This is a genomic window from Kitasatospora sp. NPDC041988, assembly GCF_055588525.1.
In genome coordinates this window covers 90,724-106,796 of the sequence record NZ_JBVJCO010000003.1, presented here as the reverse complement: position 1 = coordinate 106,796, position 16,073 = coordinate 90,724, and the positions used below count along the sequence as shown (strand labels likewise).

Sequence of the window (16,073 nt, the reverse complement as noted above, 5' to 3'; positions counted from 1 at the left end):
AGTGCGCGGAGGGCCTGGACGGCGGGCCGGTGTTCGGCGCGGCCGGCACTCCGGACGGGCGGCCGGGGCCGGCCTCAGGTGAGGAAGCCGGCGTGGACGTGGTCGCGGTGGGTGGGGTCCGAGAAGAACTGGTTGGCGGTGCGGCCGCCGCTCAACTGCCGCGGCCCGCCGACGTTGTAGGAACCCGCGGCGGCCGCCGCACGCATGAAGCCGTCGACGAGGTCGGTCGGGGTGGCCGGGTCGACGACCGGATGGCCGTCGATCTGCCAGGTGTCGAAGGCCCGGCCCTGCGGGTGGTCGCTGGGGCGGGTGGTGCCGAAGACGTCCAGCGGGTGGCCGGAGCGCACCACGGTGACCTGGAAGGTGTGGTCACGGGCGAGGGCCAGCATCGCCTGCAGCACGCTGTCGTGGATGGTGCCGCTGCGCAGGTCCGCGACGGCCGCCGGCGGCAGCTGGATGCGCTGCTCGGCGAGGACCAGCCCGGCGGCCGTCGGCAGGGTGGCCGCGGCCTGCCCGGGCTCGGCCGGGTGCAGGGCGGTGACCGTCCAGCGCGGCTCGGCCCGGCTGAGCCGTACGTCCACCGTGGTGCCGCCCGGGGTCAGCGTGCCGTCGGCGGCCAGGGTCCACTGCCGGCAGACCACCAGCACGCTCGCCGAGTCGGTGAGGATCCCGCCGTACTGGGCGTCGACCACCTGGAGCGCGGCCTGCGGCGCGGCGGGCAGCAGGGCCCCGGCCTGGTCCGCGAGAGCCGCCGGCAGCCCGAGTGCCGCCACCCGCTGCTGCGCCGCCGCAGCGCCCTGGCCGCCGGCGCCCCACGCCCCGAGGGCCTGGACGACCTCGACGGCACGGCGTTTGACGTCCGGACTGACCTCGCCCGGGCCGGGCTCCCAGGGCGTGGTGGCGGGCAGCGCCGCCGCGGCGGAGGGAGACGCGGAAGGAGCCGCCGTAGCCGGGGAAGCCGCGGGGGCAGGGGTGCCGGACGAGGTGGCCGGGGTGGCGGGGCCGGTCGACGGGGCTGCGGAGTGGCCGCCGCTGCCGCAGCCGGCCGCGCCGAGCAGCACCGCCAGCCCGCCGGCCAGCACCGTCCGCCGCCCGGGGGCGCGGGGGAAGTCGCTCACGCCCCCACTATGAGCAACAGCCCGCCCACCGCGCGAACGGACGCGGCCGATGCCGGGCCGGCCGCCGCGGCTCCCCGTCGTGGCAGAGCTGTCGCCCACAGGAAGCAGGAGGCCGCCGGGACGGTCCCGCGGTGGGCGGGAGGCCCGGCGGCCGGGTGCCGCGTGGGGTGGGCGGGGGCTATGTGCTGGTCCGCTCGTTCACGCAGAGGATGTTCCCTTCGCTGTCCTTGAACCAGGCCGCGCGCATGCCCTCGGCCTCCGCGACGCCGTTGACGGTCTTCAGCCCCGGCAGGTCGTACTCCTCGAACGTGATGCCGCGGCCGCGCAGTGTCGCCATCTCGGCATCGAGGTCCGCGACCTTGAAGCTCGCCAGCGTGTGGGCGGCCTGCCCGGCGCTCGGCGTCTCGTAGAGGCCGAACTCCGTCCCGCCGCACTCGAAGATGAGGTCCTGCGGGGTCTCCTCGCTGAGCTTCAGGCCGAGAGTGTCGGTGTAGAAGCTCTTCGCCCGGGCCATGTCGGCGGCCGGGATGATGGCCACCAGCGGTGCGTCTCCAAGCATTGCCATCGCCTCCTCCTCCTTCCAGGCTAGGGACCTCGGCGCGGCGGCGCGCGGTGCCGGTGCGACGGGGGCGGCGGGGTGGGTGCGGCGGGGCCGTCGGTGGGCGGGGGTGTCAGGCCCGGCGCGAGGTGCCAGGGGAGGTCACCTCGGCGGTGCGGGCCCGCTGCGGGCCGCCCGCCGGCGGCATGCCCTCGGCCTGGAGCAGCGACTGGACGAGGTGGCGCCGCCGCGCCTCCTCGGGCGTCGTGCGCAGGCCCATCTCGGCGCGTGGAGAACCTGGCTACGGAGAGTGTTCGGGGTGGACGGGGCTCGGAGCAGGAGTGCCCGGTCAGTGCAGGGGCGTCTGGTCCGCCCGGCGGGGCCCGGTCAGTGCAGGGGCGGCGGGTCCGCCCGGCGGGGCCCGGCCGGGCCCGGGCTCGTGTCCGCGACCTGCGAGCCTTGACCCTGACCCCACGTCAGGCCGGACCGTGAGGGGAGCAAGGGCACAGCGCCAACACGGGTACGAGGTGGGACGGATGAGTTGGTCGGTCGGACAGGTTTCCGGCTTTGCCGGGGTCACGGTACGGACGCTGCACCACTACGACCGGTCGGGGCTGCTGTCGCCCGGCGAACGCAGCCCGGCAGGCTACCGCCTCTACAGCAGCGCCGACCTGGCCCGGCTCCAGCAGATCCTCTTCTACCGGGAGCTCGGCTTCCCGCTCGACGAGATCGCCACCATCCTGGCGGACCCGCAGGCCAACGCCGTCGACCACCTGCGGGCCCGGCGCGAGGCCCTCGCCGAGCAGATCACCCGGCTGCAGAAGCTGGTCGAGGTCGCCGAGCGGGCCATCGAAGTGCGGCGCACCGGCGTCGAGCTGACGCCCGAGGAGCGGTTCGAGGTGTTCGGGGACGTCGTCTTCGACCTCAGCTACGCCACCGAGGCCCACCTCAAATGGGGCGAGCGCGAGGGCCACCAGCAGGCCCTGGCCCGCGCGGCCGGGCACTCCAAGGAGGACTGGCGCCGGCTGATGGCCGAGGCCGCCGCCTGGCGCACCCAGCTGCTGGCGGCCTTCGCGGAGGGCGCGGCTCCCGACAGCGAACAGGTCCTGGACCTCGCGGAGGAGCACCGGCAGCACATCGGCCGCTGGTTCACCCCATGCCCGCCCGAGATGCACTGCCGGATCGCCGACGACTACGAGGCGGACGCCCGGGCCTTCGCCCTGGTCGTCCCGCCGGCGGAGCAGCAGCCGGGCCTCGCGCCCTACCTCCGCGCCGCCATCGGCGCCAACGCCCGGCGCCTGGCCGGCGGCGCCACCACGGCCCACCCCGGGGGCGAGCAGTGAGGATCCTCATCATGGCGGCCGGTTCGCACGGTGACGTCGCCCCCTACACCGGCCTCGGCGCCCACCTGAGCGCGGCCGGCCACGAGGTGGCCCTCGCCGCACCGGAGGAGTTCGCCGCGCTGGTGGGCGGGAGCGGTCTCGACTTCCGCCCGCTCCCGGCCGATCCCCGGGCGGATCCGGCCGGCGGCCAGGCCGGTGGCAGGCGTTCGTCCCTCCTCGCCAAGGCGGCCGCCTTCATCGACCGTCTCGGCGACGGGCTCGCCGATGCCGTCGCCCCCGGCGCCGACCTGCTGCTGCTCTCCGCCACCACCGCCCCGCTCGGCTGGCACCTCGCCGAGTCCCTGCGCCTCCCCAGCATCGGCGTGTACCTGCAACCCGTGCTGCCCACCGGCGAGTTCCCCCCGGTGGTCGGCGGCACCCGGTCGTTCGGCCGCTGGGGCAACCGCGCGGCCGGCGCGCTCGGCCAGCGCGTCGTCGACCGCCTGCACGCCGACGCGGCCCGCCGCCTGCGCGAGCGCCTCGGCCTGCCCGCCCTCGCGCAGAGCGCGCAGCGCCGCCGTCGGGAACAGCAGAACTGGCCGGTCCTGCACGGCTTCAGCCCCACCCTGCTGCCCCGTCCGGCGGACTGGCGGCCGGGGCTGGAGGTGGTCGGCAACTGGTGGCCCTGTGCACCGTCGGACCATCAACTTCCGCGCGAGGTCGAGGACTTCCTCCAGGCCGGGCCGCCGCCGGTGTTGGTAGGCTTCGGCAGCATGGCCGCCGGGGACGGGGAACGGCTGGGCGGGCTCGCCGTCCAGGCACTCAGGCGGGCGGGCGTGCGCGGCGTCCTCCAGTCCGGCTGGGCCGGCCTGGCCGCCACCGGCGACGATGTCCTGACCGTCGGCGAACTCCCGCACGCCCACCTCCTCCCGCGTACCGCCGCCGTCGTCCACCACTGCGGCGCGGGCACGTCCGCCGCCGGCCTGCGCGCGGGCGTGCCGGCGGTCCCCGTTCCCGTCATGGCCGACCAGCCGTTCTGGGCCGCCCGCCTGGCCCGCCTCGGGGCCGCCACCGCGCCCGTCCCGTTCGCCGAGCTGACGGTCGACCGCCTCGCGGCCGGCATCCGGCAGGCAGTCGAGGGCGGGTCCTGCCGCACGCGGGCGCGGGCCGCCGCCCGGGCGATGGCGGGTGAGGACGGCGCGGCGCGGGTCGGCGAGGCGGTCGAGAGGCTCGCCGGCGGGTGATTTGCGGTCCGGCGGTGCATCTTCGGCGCAGCGGAGCGTCTTGCGCACATGCCACACCGCCCGCGCCGGAGGGGGCGCGGGCGGTGGCGGGGTGCAACGGGGCGTCAGGAGGGCCCGTTGCCGTTGAAGGAGCCGACCACGTTGTCACCACCGGTGTTGAAGATGTCGCCGCCGGCGAGCTGGTTGGCGGTGCCGATGACGGTGATGGTCGTGGTGGTCACGGTCGGCCCGTCGGCGAAGGCCTGGGCCGGGACGGCCGCGGCGGCGCCGACGGCGGCGAGGAGGACGGCGAGGGTGCGGACGGTGCGGTACATGGCGTAATCCCTTCGTGGGCCAACTTGCTCTGCACGGTAGGGACTCGCGGCGCTGCCCCGGGGGGAATGTCACTCGGACGGGGAGTCTGGCGTGTCGTCCCGGGGAGGGCTTGGTCGCCCCCACGCCGAGGAGGGTGGTGAAACCGCTGGGGGCGGGGAGTGGATCGGTGCCGGCCGCCGCTGCCCTCGCCGCCGTCGACCCTCGGTGCCCGGCGGACGGGCCCACCGCCCCGAAGCGGCCCGGGCGCCGCCCTGGCGCTCTACAGGCCCGAAGGCCGGTACACCGTCAGGCCGTTGGGTGATTTGGCGAGCCGGAGTGCGCCGGCCGCCGGGACGCTCTCGCCGTCGACGGCGATCCGGTCCGCGGTGCCGAGCGAGTCGAGGCCGAGCGCGGTCAGCCGGGCGGAGTGGTAGACGCGGGAACGGGCGAGGGTGCCGGAGAGGAAGGCGGCGGTGAGCCTGGTGCGGGCGAACGGGCTGCCTCCGTCGACCACCCGGATGTCGAGCAGGCCGTCGGCCAGGCCGGTCCGGCGGGTGGGGGCGAACCCGGGCGGGTCGTACGCGCCGTTGCCCGCGAACAGCAGCCAGACACGGCGGCTGCGGCCGCCGGCCTCGACGGTGACCGGTTCGGCGGCGGCCAGGGCCCGGGCGACGGCCACCGCGAGGGCCGGCCACTTGCCCAGTCGGCCCTCCAACGACTCGCGCAGCCGGACGAGTTCGGGGTAGACACCGAGGCTGAAGGTGTTCAGGAAGACCCGCCGCCCGGTGTCGTCCACCGCCAGCCCGAGATCGACCCCGCACGCCGAACCGGCCGCCACCGCCTCTGCCGTCGCCTCGGGCGTGTCGATCCCGAGGTCCAGCGCGAAGTGGTCGAGCGTGCCGCCGGGGAAGACGGCCAGTGGCAGGTCGCGTTCCGCAGCCAGCGAGGCGGCGAGGGACGCTGCCGTCGCCGCCGCAGACCCCGAGTGCGCCGCCGGCCGCGGCCGCGCGGTCGGCGGCCTCGGCGAGCAGCGCGGGCAGGTCGTCGTCCGGGCCGCAGAGGCGCACGTCGGCCCGGGGGAGCAGGGCGCGCAGCCCGGCCACCGTCTCCTCCGGGTCGGCGGGCAGCAGGGCGCCGCCGCCGGAGCCGCTGTTCACCACCACCGACAGGCCCGCCCCCTCGGGCAGGGCCGGGGCCGATCGGCGGGGCGGGCCGGCGGGCGGCGGCCGGTCGTTCGACCGGGGCCACCAGCGCAGGGTCACCGCCGCCAGAGCCGCACCGAGCCCGAACCCGGCCAGCACGTCACCCGGGTAGTGCGCCCCGGTGTAGACCCGGGAGGCCCCGACGGCCGCCGCCACCGGTGCCAGCGCGGCGCCCAGCAGCGGCGCCTCGATCGCGACGCCGGTCACGAAGGCCGCCGCCGAGGCCGAGTGCCCGGACGGGAAGGAGGTCGTCACCGGCTGCCGCAGCAGCCGCCGGACGGCAGGCACCTGGTCGAGCACCGGGCGGGGCCGCCGGGTCAGCTGCTTGGCGGCGATGTTGGCCGCCGTCGAGGCCATCGCCAGCGAGCCGATCCCGCGCAGGGCCGCCCGCCGCCCCTCCCGCCCGCCGACCGCGCCGAGCACGGCCGCCGTGCCCAGCCAGAGCACCCCGTGGTCGGCGGCATGGCTCAGCCCGCGCAGCCACGGCCGGGTGCCTCGCAGGCGCGCCAGCGCCACCCGGTCGAACAGGGCCCGGTCCACCGCATCGAGTCGCCTCATACGGCGAGCCTAGGGCGACGGGCGCGGGTCGGCAGGTGTGGCGGCCCCGGGGCGGGGAGCGCCGGCTCGGCGGGGCGGAGTTCGTCAGGGCCGTGGGCTGCGTGCGGAGCGCCGACCTCTCCCCCGGCCGTTGTGGCCCCGGGTCGAGTATCCGGTTGAGTACGGGTACTCAGGTGCGGCGCCGGGGTGCGGCGAAGACTGGTCGGCAGCTCATCCGCCCATCGGAGGAACACGTCACCGCCATGCTCAGCCGCGCCGCAGCCCTCCTCGTCCCCGCCGTCGGCACCCTGCGGGTCACCGCCGACCCGGGCGCCGCCCTCGCGCCCGGGAGCATCGTCGCGGCCAACCACACCGCGCTCGCCGACCCGGCGATCGTGCTCGCCGCCCTGCGCCGCCTCGACGCGCGGCCGGTGGTGCTCGCGGCGGCCGGCCTCTGGCACGCGCCGGTGCTCGGCCGGCTGCTGCGGCGGGACGGGCACATCCCCGTCCACCGCGGTACCGGGCGCGCGGCCGAGGCCCTCGACGCGGCCGCCGACGCGCTCGCCGCCGGGCGCGTGGTGCTGATCTACGGCGAGGGCGGGCTGCCCCGGCGCCGCGACTCCGGCGAGCGGCCGCCCGGCCCGTTCCGCACCGGCCTCGCCCGGCTCGCGGCGGCCACCGGCGCGCCCGTCGTCCCACTCGGCCAGGCCGGCGCCCGCCGCGTCGCGTCCGGCGGCGCGCTGAAGCAGCTGGCCGGGCTCGCCACCGCCCCCGCCCGCCGGCCGTCCCTGCACGTCCACCTCGGCGCACCGCTGCGGCTCGGTGGCGACCCGGTCGCCGCGACGGCGGTGGTCCACGGCGCGGTGACGGCGGCCTGGCAGGTGGCAGCGGAGGCCGCGGCCCGCTGACGGGGCGGGCGGGAGGCGGCGGCATGGGCGAGGTGTGGAAGGCCAGGGGCCAGCGGCTGCAGGTGGACGCCGCCGGCAAGCGTCTGGTCCTGGACCAGTACGCCACGCCCGAGGAAGGCCGGACCGCCCTGGTCTACGCGGCAGAGACCCGTCGTCGCCCGGACGGGGCGCGAGCAGGTAGCAGGATCTTCACCCGGCGATCTTCACCCGGCGCAGGACGTCAGAGCCGGTGAGGACCCGGTTCGGGCGGGCGAAAAACGGGTTGGCCGGGGCGGTCGGGCGCCGGGATGATGCGGGTATGTCGCGTACGTTCGAAGAGCTGATTGCCGAGGCCGAGGCCGTTTCCGTCGACGGCTGGGACTTCTCCTGGCTGGACGGGAGGGCCACCGAGCAGCGGCCGTCCTGGGGGTACCAGCGGCTGCTGGGGGAGCGGCTGGGATCGGCCTCGGCCGCACTGGACATCCAGACCGGCGGCGGCGAGGTGCTGGCCGGGGCCGGGAGCTTCCCGCCGGCCATGGTCGCCACCGAGTCGTGGCCGCCGAACATCGCCAAGGCGACGAGGCTGCTGCACCCGCGGGGCGCGATCGTGGTCGCCGACCCGGACGAGCCGCCACTGCCCTTCGCCGACGAGGCGTTCGACCTGGTGACCAGCCGGCATCCGGCGACGGTCTGGTGGGCGGAGATCGCCCGCGTGCTGCAGCCCGGCGGCACCTACTTCGCGCAGCACGTCGGGCCGGCGTCGGTGTTCGAGCTGGTCGAGTACTTCCTCGGGCCGCAGCCCGAGGCGCGCCTCGGCCGGCACCCCGACGGCGAGAGCGCCGGCGCGCGGGCGGCCGGTCTGGAGGTGGTGGACCTGCGGTCGGAGCGGCTGCGTATCGAGTTCTTCGACATCGGGGCGGTGGTCTACTTCCTGCGGAAGGTGATCTGGATGGTGCCCGGCTTCACCGTCGACGCCTACCGCGACCGGCTGCGCGAACTCGACGCGCTGATCCGGGCGGAGGGGCCGTTCGTCGCGTACTCGGCCCGCGTCCTGTTCGAGGCGCGCAAGCCGGTCTGAGCCGGCACCCTGTCGTCGGTCTTCGGGTCTCCAGGTCTTCCGTCTTCCGGTCGGGCGCCCGGGTCACCCCCGACAGGTGAGGCCGGGTTCGGGACGGCGGGCTAGCCTGGTGGGAGGGGCCGGCCTGACGGGCGGGTCCGTGTGGCTCCCGGCCGCGGCCCCGGGCCCGAACCGGTCGAGGCCGCCGGTCCGGGCAGTGGCGTGCGGATCGAGGGCGGTTGGCCGAGGCGCGCGGATGCGCCGGCCGCCCGCCACCGTGTGCCCCCTTCGGCGGGGCCATCCGCGCCCCGGTCCCGGTCACCCGGCCTCACCGCCCAGGAATCCAGGAGCTGTTGTGAGCAACGAACCCAGCGGATCGGGCGAGCTGGACGAACCCGGCCCCATCGACTACGTGGTCATCGAATTCCCCGGCAGCCGGTTGACCGGTGAGGGGATGCCGCTCCTGGTCGACCTGGTCGATCGCGGCATCATTCGGATCCTCGACCTGACGTTCGTCACCAAGCAGGACGACGGCACGGTGACCGGACTCGAGCTGGCCGACGTGACCGGCGACGGGGAGCTCGACCTCACCGTTTTCGAGGGCGCCTCCTCCGGCCTGTTCGACGAGGGCGACCTCACCGAGGCCGGGACCCTGCTCGCGCCCGGCGACTCCGCCGCCGTCCTCCTCTACGAGAACCTGTGGGCCGCGCCCCTGGCGGCGGCCCTGCGCCGCGCGGGGGCCCGCATGATCGCAGGCGGCCGTGTTCCGGTCCAGGACGTCATCGAGGCGCTGGAGGTGCTCGACTCCACGACCTGACCGGCCGCAACGACAGGTCCGATACTCGTACCGTCCCTTTCTCACACCACTGGCAGGAAGCCATGCCCGGACTACTTCGGGGAGTCGCTCGTACCGCGGTCGTCGCCGGAACGGCCACCGCGGTCTCCAACCGCGTCTCCCGCCGTCAGGCCGGCCGCTGGGCCCAGCAGGAACCGGCCGCGGCCCAGCAGCAGGCCTACACCGAGCCGCCGCCCCCGGCGGCCCCGGCACCCGTCTCCATGGACGAGAAGGTCAGCCAGCTCAAGGAACTCGCCGCCCTCAAGGAACAGGGCATCCTCACGGAGGAGGAGTTCGCCGCCCAGAAGGCCCGCATCCTCGGCGGCTGACACGGGGCGCGGGCTGAGCCGCCGCCAGAGCCGCCGACCGAGACCTGCAACACGCCGTACCGACGGCATCCGGCGGGCCCGCCACGGGGCCGGGCCCGCCACTGGCGCGGGCCCGTGCCGGACGACCGCACGGACGACCTGGAGCCGACATGGACCGGTGGAAGCCCCTGATCGTGCTCGCGATCGCGCAGTTCGTGATGGTGCTCGACGCCTCGGTGATGAACGTCTCGATCAGCCAGCTGGTCGAGGACTTCGACACCGAGGTCACCGCGATCCAGGCGGTCATCACCCTGTACACGCTGGTGATGGCCGCCTTCATGCTGACCGGCGGCAAGCTCGGCGACATGTTCGGCCGGCGCCGCATGTTCGCCCTGGGCCTGGTCGTGTACGGGGTCGGGTCCGCGCTGACCGCGGTCGCGCCCACCGTCTGGATGCTCGCGATCGGCTGGTCGGTCATCGAGGGCCTCGGTGCGGCCCTGGTCCTGCCCGCTCTCGCCGCACTGGTGGCCGGCTCCTACACCGGCCGCGCCAGGGCCACGGCCTACGGCGTCATCGGCGGCGTCGCGGGCGCGGGCATCGCCGTCGGCCCGCTGCTGGGGGGCTGGGTCACCACGTACCTGACCTGGCGGCTGGTGTTCGCCGGTGAGGTCGTCCTCGTCGTGCTGATCCTGCTCCTGATGCGCTGGATCCCGCCCGAGGCCGCGCCGGCCGACCGCGTCCGGCTCGACGCGGGCGGTGTGGTGCTGTCGGCGGCCGGCCTCGCCCTGATCGTCCTCGCGGTGCTGCAGAGCGGCACCTGGGGCTGGGTGACTCCGCGCAATCCGCCGTTCACCGTCCTCGGATTCGCCCCCACCTTGTTCGTCGTCGCGCTCGGCGGCCTGCTGCTGTACCTGTTCTGCGTGCACCAGCGCCGTCGTGAAGCGCACGGCCTCGAACCCCTGGTCTCGCTCGACCTGTTCGGCAACCGGCCGCTGCGCGCGGGGCTGGCGACGCTGTTCAACCAGAACACCATCCTGCTGGGCACGTTCTTCGTCATCCCGCTCTATCTTCAGGTCGTCCAGGGGCTCGACGCCTTCGAGACCGGGCTCCGGCTCCTTCCGGTCTCGATCACCATGCTCGGCGCGTCGATGTGCGGCTCCCTGCTGCTGCGCATCGCCTCACCGCGGGCCATCGTCCGTGCGGGACTGCTCGTCCTGCTGGCCTCCAGCCTGTGGCTCATCACCGCGATCGGCCCGGATCTGGAGGGCGCCTCGTTCTCCGGGTCGATGGCCCTGCTGGGCCTGGGGATGGGCATGCTCGCCTCCCAGCTCGGCAACACCGTGCAGTCCAGCGTCGGAGAGGCGGACCGCAGCGAGGCCGGCGGCCTGCAGTACACCGCGCAGAACCTCGGTTCCTCGCTCGGGACGGCGCTGATCGGCGCGATCCTCATCGGTGCCCTGGCCGGGTCCGTGACCGGACGGATCGAGAGCGATCCGCGGATCTCGGAGGCCGTCGCCGGGCAGGCGGCCGTCCACGTCGAGGCGGGCGTCTCCTTCGTCCCCGCCGACCAGGTGGCCACGGCTCTGGCCGGGCGGCCCGATGTGCCGCCGCAGGAGGCCGCCGCGATCGTCGAGGCCTACCAGGACGCGCAGATCACCGGTCTCAAGGCCGCCGTCCTTGCCTGTGCCGGGATCACCGCCGCGAGCTTCCTGTTCACCGGAAACCTTCCGTCCCGGTCCGTCCCGCGCCGAGCCGCCGCCGGCGCCCCGCCGCACGGGGAATGACCGGAGCGGGCGGGAACCGGGGCAGCAGGGTACGACCGACCGCCACGCGGTAATCCCCGTGCGGTCGGACGCCGGACCGGGTGGTTTCGGCCAGCGGGGCGGGAACCGGCGGGATAGGCGGTCTTGCCGGGACGGGCGGGGCAGCGCTTCCATGACGGCATGGGTCCACGCGAGCTCGTTCTGATGACCGATCACAGCTCGACCGAGGGTAGCCGGGAGACCCTGTCCGCCGCCGTACGGCTGCTCACCGGCCGAGAGCCCGTCCAGCTCGACGCGCGGCACTTCATGACCGGCGGCACCGGACGGATCATCCGGGCGGGGCAGGACGGCGCGGTGCAGGACGGCGCGGGGCAGAACGGCGCCGGGCAGGGCGGCGCCGGGCACGACGACGCCGAGCACGACGGCGTCACGCCGGACGGCGCGGCACCGGGCTGGTCCGGACACGGCGGCGCCGTCCGTCTGGAGGTGCCCGCCGAGGGCGTCGCGGTGACGGCGGAGGCGGTGCTCGTCTACGAGATCCCGCCGCACCGGCGCCGCGACTTCGAGGCGTGCCAGCGGCAGTTGCGCGAGTACGGCGCCCGGTCGCTCGGCACGGACACCGACGCCTGGCGGGCGGCCACCGAGAAGAACCGCACCGTCGAGCGGTTCGCCCGCGACGGCATTCCGCAGATGCCCACCATCGCGCTCTCCCGGCCGAGCCCCGAGGCCGCCGCCGAGGCGTTCGACCGGCTCGGCGGAGACGTCTGGGCACGCCCGACCGTCGGCATGGGCGGCAACGACGTCTTCCACGTCACCACCCTCGCCCAACTCGCCGCCGCCGCACGCCACTACGCCGCGGCGGGCGCCGACTGGCTGCTCGCCCGCGACGCCGGGAACTTCACCGCCGACGGCCGTCGCCACCAGTACCGTGTGGTGGTGCTCAACGGGCGGGTCGTCCGCGCGGTGGAGCATGTGCAGCCGGACCCGGACGCGCCCTGCAACGAGTGCCAGGGCGCCGTCTCCACCCTGCTGAATGAGTCAGAACTGCCCGCCGGACTCGCCGAGTTGGCGGTGTCCGCGACCAAGTCGCTGGGCCTTCCGCTGGCCGGGGTGGACCTCGCGGCGGAGAACGGCGGGGTGGTCTTCGAGGTCAACGTCCACCCGGTGTTCGGCACCGTCGGCGGCCTGGAGACCGTCGCCGTCCCGTACGCCGCGGCCCACCTCGCGCCGCGGTAGCGGGCCGGCTGCGAGGCGTCGTTCCCGGTCCGCGACTGGCCCCCGCCCGGTCCGCGACCGTCCCCGCCCGGTCGGCTCCCGGCCCCCGGCCGGAGGGAGGATGGTCGAGGGGAGGGCCGGGAGGGTACTAGACTCGGTGAGGTTGTGAAGGCACCTCGTTCGGTGAGGCGTCGCCATGGACACAGGCCACTGACCCCACGACGTCGAGAGACGCCCAGGTTCAGGACAGGTCTCCCCGGCCTAAGGGGTGACCCCAAGTGGCTGCACCCCCGGGTGCTACGCCGTGGCGTGCCAAAGCTCTGACGAGATCAGGGGTGCCCACCCGTCCCGCGGCCCTGTGTGCCCGTGGCCGCGCGGGGTGGATCCTCCTGAAGGCCCGGTAACGGCGATGAAGGCCCGGTAACGGCGACCCGGTGTGCGGGCGCCCGACGGCAAGGAGGTGAGAGCTGTGGATTCCAGTAGTCCGGGCCGAAGTCGGCCCCGTCCCAGGATGTCCCCCTCATCTCCTGGCACCCGGCACCCCTCCTCCCGTACCGCTCCCGCCTCCTGCCGCCGCGCCGCCCGCTGACATCTCGGGCGCCGCCGCGCGGCCGGGCGCCGTGCGCGGTGGAGGACGGCCGGGCGCCTCCCCTTCCTGCCCCGCCCGGCGACCACGGTCCCCGGAGCGGCGGCCACCGAACCGTGGAGGTACCCGCCATGTCCGACTGGCGTGTGCGCGCCGTGCGCGCGAGCAAGCGTCCGTTCTCCCGTCCCGTCACCGCCACCGCCGGCAGCGGTGACGCCCAGCCGGCGCCCGAGCACTCGATGGACCCGCGGCACGAGCAGCCCACCGAGCCGGTGACGCTGGAGCGTTCCGTCGTGGACGCGGCGGTCTACCGCGACGGCCACCGGGTCGGGGAGCCGGCCGGCCTGGCCGACGTCTACCGCCAGCTGCCCGGCAAGCCCGGCACGATGGCCTGGATCGGGCTGTTCCGGCCAGCCGAGGCCCAGCTGCTGGAGGCCGCCGAGAGGTTCGGCCTGCACGAACTGGCCGTCGAGGACGCCATCGTCGCCCACCAGCGGCCCAAGCTGGAGCGCTACGGCGACACCCTCTTCGTCGTGCTGCGCGCCGCCCGGTACCTGGACGACGTGGAGGAGGTCGACTTCGGCGAGATCCACCTCTTCGTCGGCCCCGACTTCGTCCTCACCGTGCGCCACTCGCAGGCGCCCGACCTGTCCGCCGTCCGCAGCCGGCTGGAGGCCGACCCGGAGCTGCTCGCACTCGGCCCCGAGGCGGTGCTGTACGCGGTGCTGGATGCGGTGGTCGACGGCTACGCGCCGGTGATCGCCGGACTCCAGCACGACATCGACGAGATCGAGACCGAGGTGTTCGGCGGCGACCCGCAAGTCTCCCGGCGCATCTACGAGCTCTCCCGCGAGGTCATCGAGCTCCAGCGGGCCACCCGGCCACTGCTGGAGATCATGAAGAGCCTGGAGGCCGGCTTCGGCAAGTACGGCACCGACGACGAGCTCCAGCGCTACCTGCGCGACGTGGCCGACCACGCCACCTACGCCGCCGAGCGGGTGGACGGCTTCCGGCAGATGCTGCAGAACATCCTCACCGTCAACGCGACCCTGGTCTCGCAGCGGCAGAACGAGGAGATGAAGCAGCTCGCCGAGGCCGGGCACATGCAGAACGACGAGATCAAGAAGATCTCCTCGTGGGCCGCCATCCTGTTCGCACCCACGCTGGTGGGAACGATCTACGGCATGAACTTCGACCGCATGCCGGAGCTGAAGTGGGCCTTCGGCTACCCGTTCGCGATCGCCCTGATGGCGCTCGTCTGCACCGGGCTCTACCTGGTGTTCAAGCGCCGCAACTGGCTCTGACCCGGTCTCACCGCCGGCGCGCGTCAAGAAGGCGTCAAGAGGGAGGGCCGGCGGCGTCAAGGAGGCGTCAGGACGGCCCGGCCCCCGATCGCCCGGGCATAGCGTCGGTGGTGAGGAAACGGTTCCGCTTCTGCTTCGTGGGGGAGCACGAGCGGGGCCGTTCTACGGGGGAGGGGGACGCGCGGCCATGGCCACGGCGGGTTCGGGTACAGCGGGTGCGGGCACGATGGCCGGCTCGGGCAGGACAGGCCCACCGGGGGAGGTGGCGCCCGGACCGGCCGCCATCGCACCCCGGGCCGCGACCACGGCGCGCGTCCTCCGGCTCCGCGCCGGCCGGCCGCTGCCCTGGACCACCCCGCGCCTGGTCCGCGCCCTCACCGCGCTCTGCCTGGCTGCCCTGCTCGGTTCGGGCGCAGCGGCTGCCGCCGTGCTGACCGGCGCCCGCGCCGACACCGACACCATCGGCCACCGCGACGCCCCGCAGGCAACCCGCGCCGCGGACCTCTACTTCGCGCTCAGCGACATGGACGCCCAGGCCGCCAACCTCCTGCTGCTCGGCGCCGACCCGGACTTCGCGCCGCTGCGCCGCCAGACGCTCGACACCTACGAGCAGCGCCGCACCCAGGCGGACGCGGACCTCCAGCGGGCCGCCGAGGCCGCGGCCGGCGACCCGGCCGGACAACGCGCTGTGCAGACCGCGCTCGGCCAACTCGGTGGCTACGAAGCGCTGGTGGCCCGCGCCGAACTGCTGGAGGAGCAGGCCGGCGCCCCGGCCGGGCAGCCCTCCCCGGCCGCGCTGGACGCCTACCGCCAGGCCACCGACCTGTTGCGGCAGCGGCTGCTGCCCGCCGCCGACGAGGTGGGCGCGGCGAGCGGCGCCACCGTGGACCGCGTCTACAACGAGGGACGCGCCGGTCTCGCCACCGGCCGCTGGTGGCTGCTCGGCACCGGCCTGCTCGCGCTGGCCGCCCTCGCCGGGCTCCAGCGGCTGCTGACGGTGCGCTACCGCCGCCTGGTCAACCCGCCGCTCGCCGTCGTCACCCTGCTGACTGCCGTGGCCCTGGCGGTCGGGCTCCACCTGGTGACCCGGGCGGACGAGCATCTGGTGGTCGCCAAGAGCAATGCCTATGACTCGGTGATCGCGCTCAGCCGGGCCCGCGCGGTCGCGTACGACCTGAACGCCGACGAGAGCCGCTACCTCACCGACCCGGCCCGCGCCGCCGCGTACCAGCAGAGCTTCCTGGACAAGACCCAGGCCGTCGCCCGGGTCGACGGTGCGACGCTCGCCGACTACAACGCCCTTCTGGCCACCGCCGCGGGCCGCCACCGCGCCGACCATGCGGTCGTCCCGTTCGGCGGTTTCCTCGGCACCGAGCTGCGCAACGTCACCTTCCCCGGCGAGCAGGAGGCCGCCGAGCGGGTGCTCGCGGCGTTCCAGGCGTACCAGCTGGACGACCGGCGGATCCGCGAACTGCGCGACGCCGGGCGGTTGAAGGAGGCGGTCACGCTCAACACGGGCCTGGCGCCCGGGCAGTCCAACTACGACTTCGAGCGGCTGGGGCGCGCGATCGGGGACACCCTCGACGTCAACGCCCGGGCCATGGACGAGGCCGTCGCGGCGACCGACTCGGACCTCGACACCACCACGGCCGCCCTCGGCGCGCTGGTGCTGGCGGCGGCGCTCGCCCTGACGGCGGTGGGTGTCCGCCCGCGACTGCGGGAGTACCGGTAGGGCGTGGACGGGTGCGCGGAGGGGCCGGCCGCATCAAACTGAACAAAGGTGTTCGACTTATCGGTCGACCGTGGCTAACCTAAACCGAACATAACTGTTCGAGTTAGGGGGCTCTTCATGCACGGACCCAC

At 75.1% G+C, this 16,073-nt stretch carries 16 protein-coding genes, 1 pseudogene and 1 riboswitch; of the genes and pseudogenes, 11 read left to right on the top strand and 6 right to left on the bottom strand.

Going from position 1 to position 16,073, the window contains the following annotated elements; all coding sequences use genetic code 11:
- Positions 1-74: 74 nt before the first annotated feature.
- The 3 genes from ACZ6NC_RS05160 to ACZ6NC_RS05150 form a co-directional block, all read right to left on the bottom strand.
- Positions 75-1,118, bottom strand: coding sequence for a hypothetical protein (locus ACZ6NC_RS05160; RefSeq protein WP_465729131.1), 1,044 nt, complete (start codon positions 1,116-1,118; stop codon positions 75-77).
- A 178-nt stretch (positions 1,119-1,296) separates the two neighbouring features.
- Positions 1,297-1,683, bottom strand: a complete 387-nt coding sequence (locus ACZ6NC_RS05155; protein ID WP_465729129.1) for a VOC family protein — start codon at positions 1,681-1,683, stop codon at positions 1,297-1,299.
- Between the two features lie 106 nt (positions 1,684-1,789).
- Entirely contained in the window at positions 1,790-1,936 is a 147-nt protein-coding gene (locus tag ACZ6NC_RS05150; protein ID WP_465729127.1) for a hypothetical protein, read from the bottom strand.
- Between the two features lie 256 nt (positions 1,937-2,192).
- Here ACZ6NC_RS05150 and ACZ6NC_RS05145 point away from each other — a divergent pair, with 256 nt between their 5' ends.
- Both ACZ6NC_RS05145 and ACZ6NC_RS05140 read left to right on the top strand, forming a co-directional pair.
- A complete protein-coding gene (locus ACZ6NC_RS05145; RefSeq protein WP_465729125.1) occupies positions 2,193-2,999 on the top strand; it encodes a MerR family transcriptional regulator in 807 nt (268 codons plus the stop codon).
- Positions 2,996-4,222, top strand: coding sequence for a glycosyltransferase (locus tag ACZ6NC_RS05140; protein WP_465729123.1), 1,227 nt, complete (start codon positions 2,996-2,998; stop codon positions 4,220-4,222). Before ACZ6NC_RS05145 ends, ACZ6NC_RS05140 begins: the two co-directional genes overlap by 4 nt.
- 104 nt (positions 4,223-4,326) lie before the next feature.
- Here the strand turns inward: ACZ6NC_RS05140 and ACZ6NC_RS05135 are convergent, their stop codons facing one another.
- The 3 genes and pseudogenes from ACZ6NC_RS05135 to ACZ6NC_RS05125 all read right to left on the bottom strand — a co-directional run.
- Positions 4,327-4,536, bottom strand: coding sequence for a hypothetical protein (locus ACZ6NC_RS05135; protein WP_465729121.1), 210 nt, complete (start codon positions 4,534-4,536; stop codon positions 4,327-4,329).
- Positions 4,537-4,796: 260 nt separating this feature from the next.
- Positions 4,797-5,354 carry a diacylglycerol/lipid kinase family protein gene (locus ACZ6NC_RS05130; RefSeq protein WP_465729119.1) on the bottom strand — a complete coding sequence of 186 codons (558 nt, stop codon included), beginning with the start codon at positions 5,352-5,354 and terminating at the stop codon, positions 4,797-4,799.
- A 457-nt stretch (positions 5,355-5,811) separates the two neighbouring features.
- Positions 5,812-6,075 (bottom strand): annotated as a pseudogene (locus ACZ6NC_RS05125) (phosphatase PAP2 family protein); the annotation flags it as partial.
- Positions 6,076-6,518: 443 nt separating this feature from the next.
- Here ACZ6NC_RS05125 and ACZ6NC_RS05120 point away from each other — a divergent pair.
- From ACZ6NC_RS05120 to ACZ6NC_RS05080, 9 genes are all read left to right on the top strand, one after another.
- Positions 6,519-7,163, top strand: coding sequence for a lysophospholipid acyltransferase family protein (locus ACZ6NC_RS05120; protein ID WP_465729117.1), 645 nt, complete (start codon positions 6,519-6,521; stop codon positions 7,161-7,163).
- A 23-nt stretch (positions 7,164-7,186) separates the two neighbouring features.
- Positions 7,187-7,396 (top strand): hypothetical protein, encoded by a 210-nt coding sequence (locus ACZ6NC_RS05115; protein WP_465729115.1) that lies wholly within the window; start codon positions 7,187-7,189, stop codon positions 7,394-7,396.
- Positions 7,397-7,461: 65 nt separating this feature from the next.
- A complete protein-coding gene (locus ACZ6NC_RS05110) occupies positions 7,462-8,220 on the top strand; it encodes a class I SAM-dependent methyltransferase (RefSeq protein WP_465729113.1) in 759 nt (252 codons plus the stop codon).
- A gap of 334 nt (positions 8,221-8,554) precedes the next feature.
- Complete coding sequence (locus tag ACZ6NC_RS05105; protein ID WP_465729111.1) at positions 8,555-9,016, top strand: DUF6325 family protein; 462 nt, start codon at positions 8,555-8,557, stop codon at positions 9,014-9,016.
- 62 nt (positions 9,017-9,078) lie between these two features.
- Positions 9,079-9,363, top strand: coding sequence for an SHOCT domain-containing protein (locus tag ACZ6NC_RS05100; RefSeq protein WP_465729109.1), 285 nt, complete (start codon positions 9,079-9,081; stop codon positions 9,361-9,363).
- A 149-nt stretch (positions 9,364-9,512) separates the two neighbouring features.
- Positions 9,513-11,126, top strand: a complete 1,614-nt coding sequence (locus ACZ6NC_RS05095; RefSeq protein WP_465729107.1) for an MFS transporter — start codon at positions 9,513-9,515, stop codon at positions 11,124-11,126.
- A 183-nt stretch (positions 11,127-11,309) separates the two neighbouring features.
- Complete coding sequence (locus ACZ6NC_RS05090) at positions 11,310-12,341, top strand: ATP-grasp domain-containing protein (RefSeq protein WP_465729105.1); 1,032 nt, start codon at positions 11,310-11,312, stop codon at positions 12,339-12,341.
- A gap of 147 nt (positions 12,342-12,488) precedes the next feature.
- Positions 12,489-12,662: riboswitch (M-box (ykoK) riboswitch) on the top strand.
- A gap of 375 nt (positions 12,663-13,037) precedes the next feature.
- Entirely contained in the window at positions 13,038-14,210 is a 1,173-nt protein-coding gene (locus tag ACZ6NC_RS05085; RefSeq protein WP_465729103.1) for a magnesium and cobalt transport protein CorA, read from the top strand.
- Between the two features lie 262 nt (positions 14,211-14,472).
- Positions 14,473-15,942 carry a hypothetical protein gene (locus ACZ6NC_RS05080; RefSeq protein ID WP_465729101.1) on the top strand — a complete coding sequence of 490 codons (1,470 nt, stop codon included), beginning with the start codon at positions 14,473-14,475 and terminating at the stop codon, positions 15,940-15,942.
- Positions 15,943-16,073 lie beyond the last annotated feature (131 nt).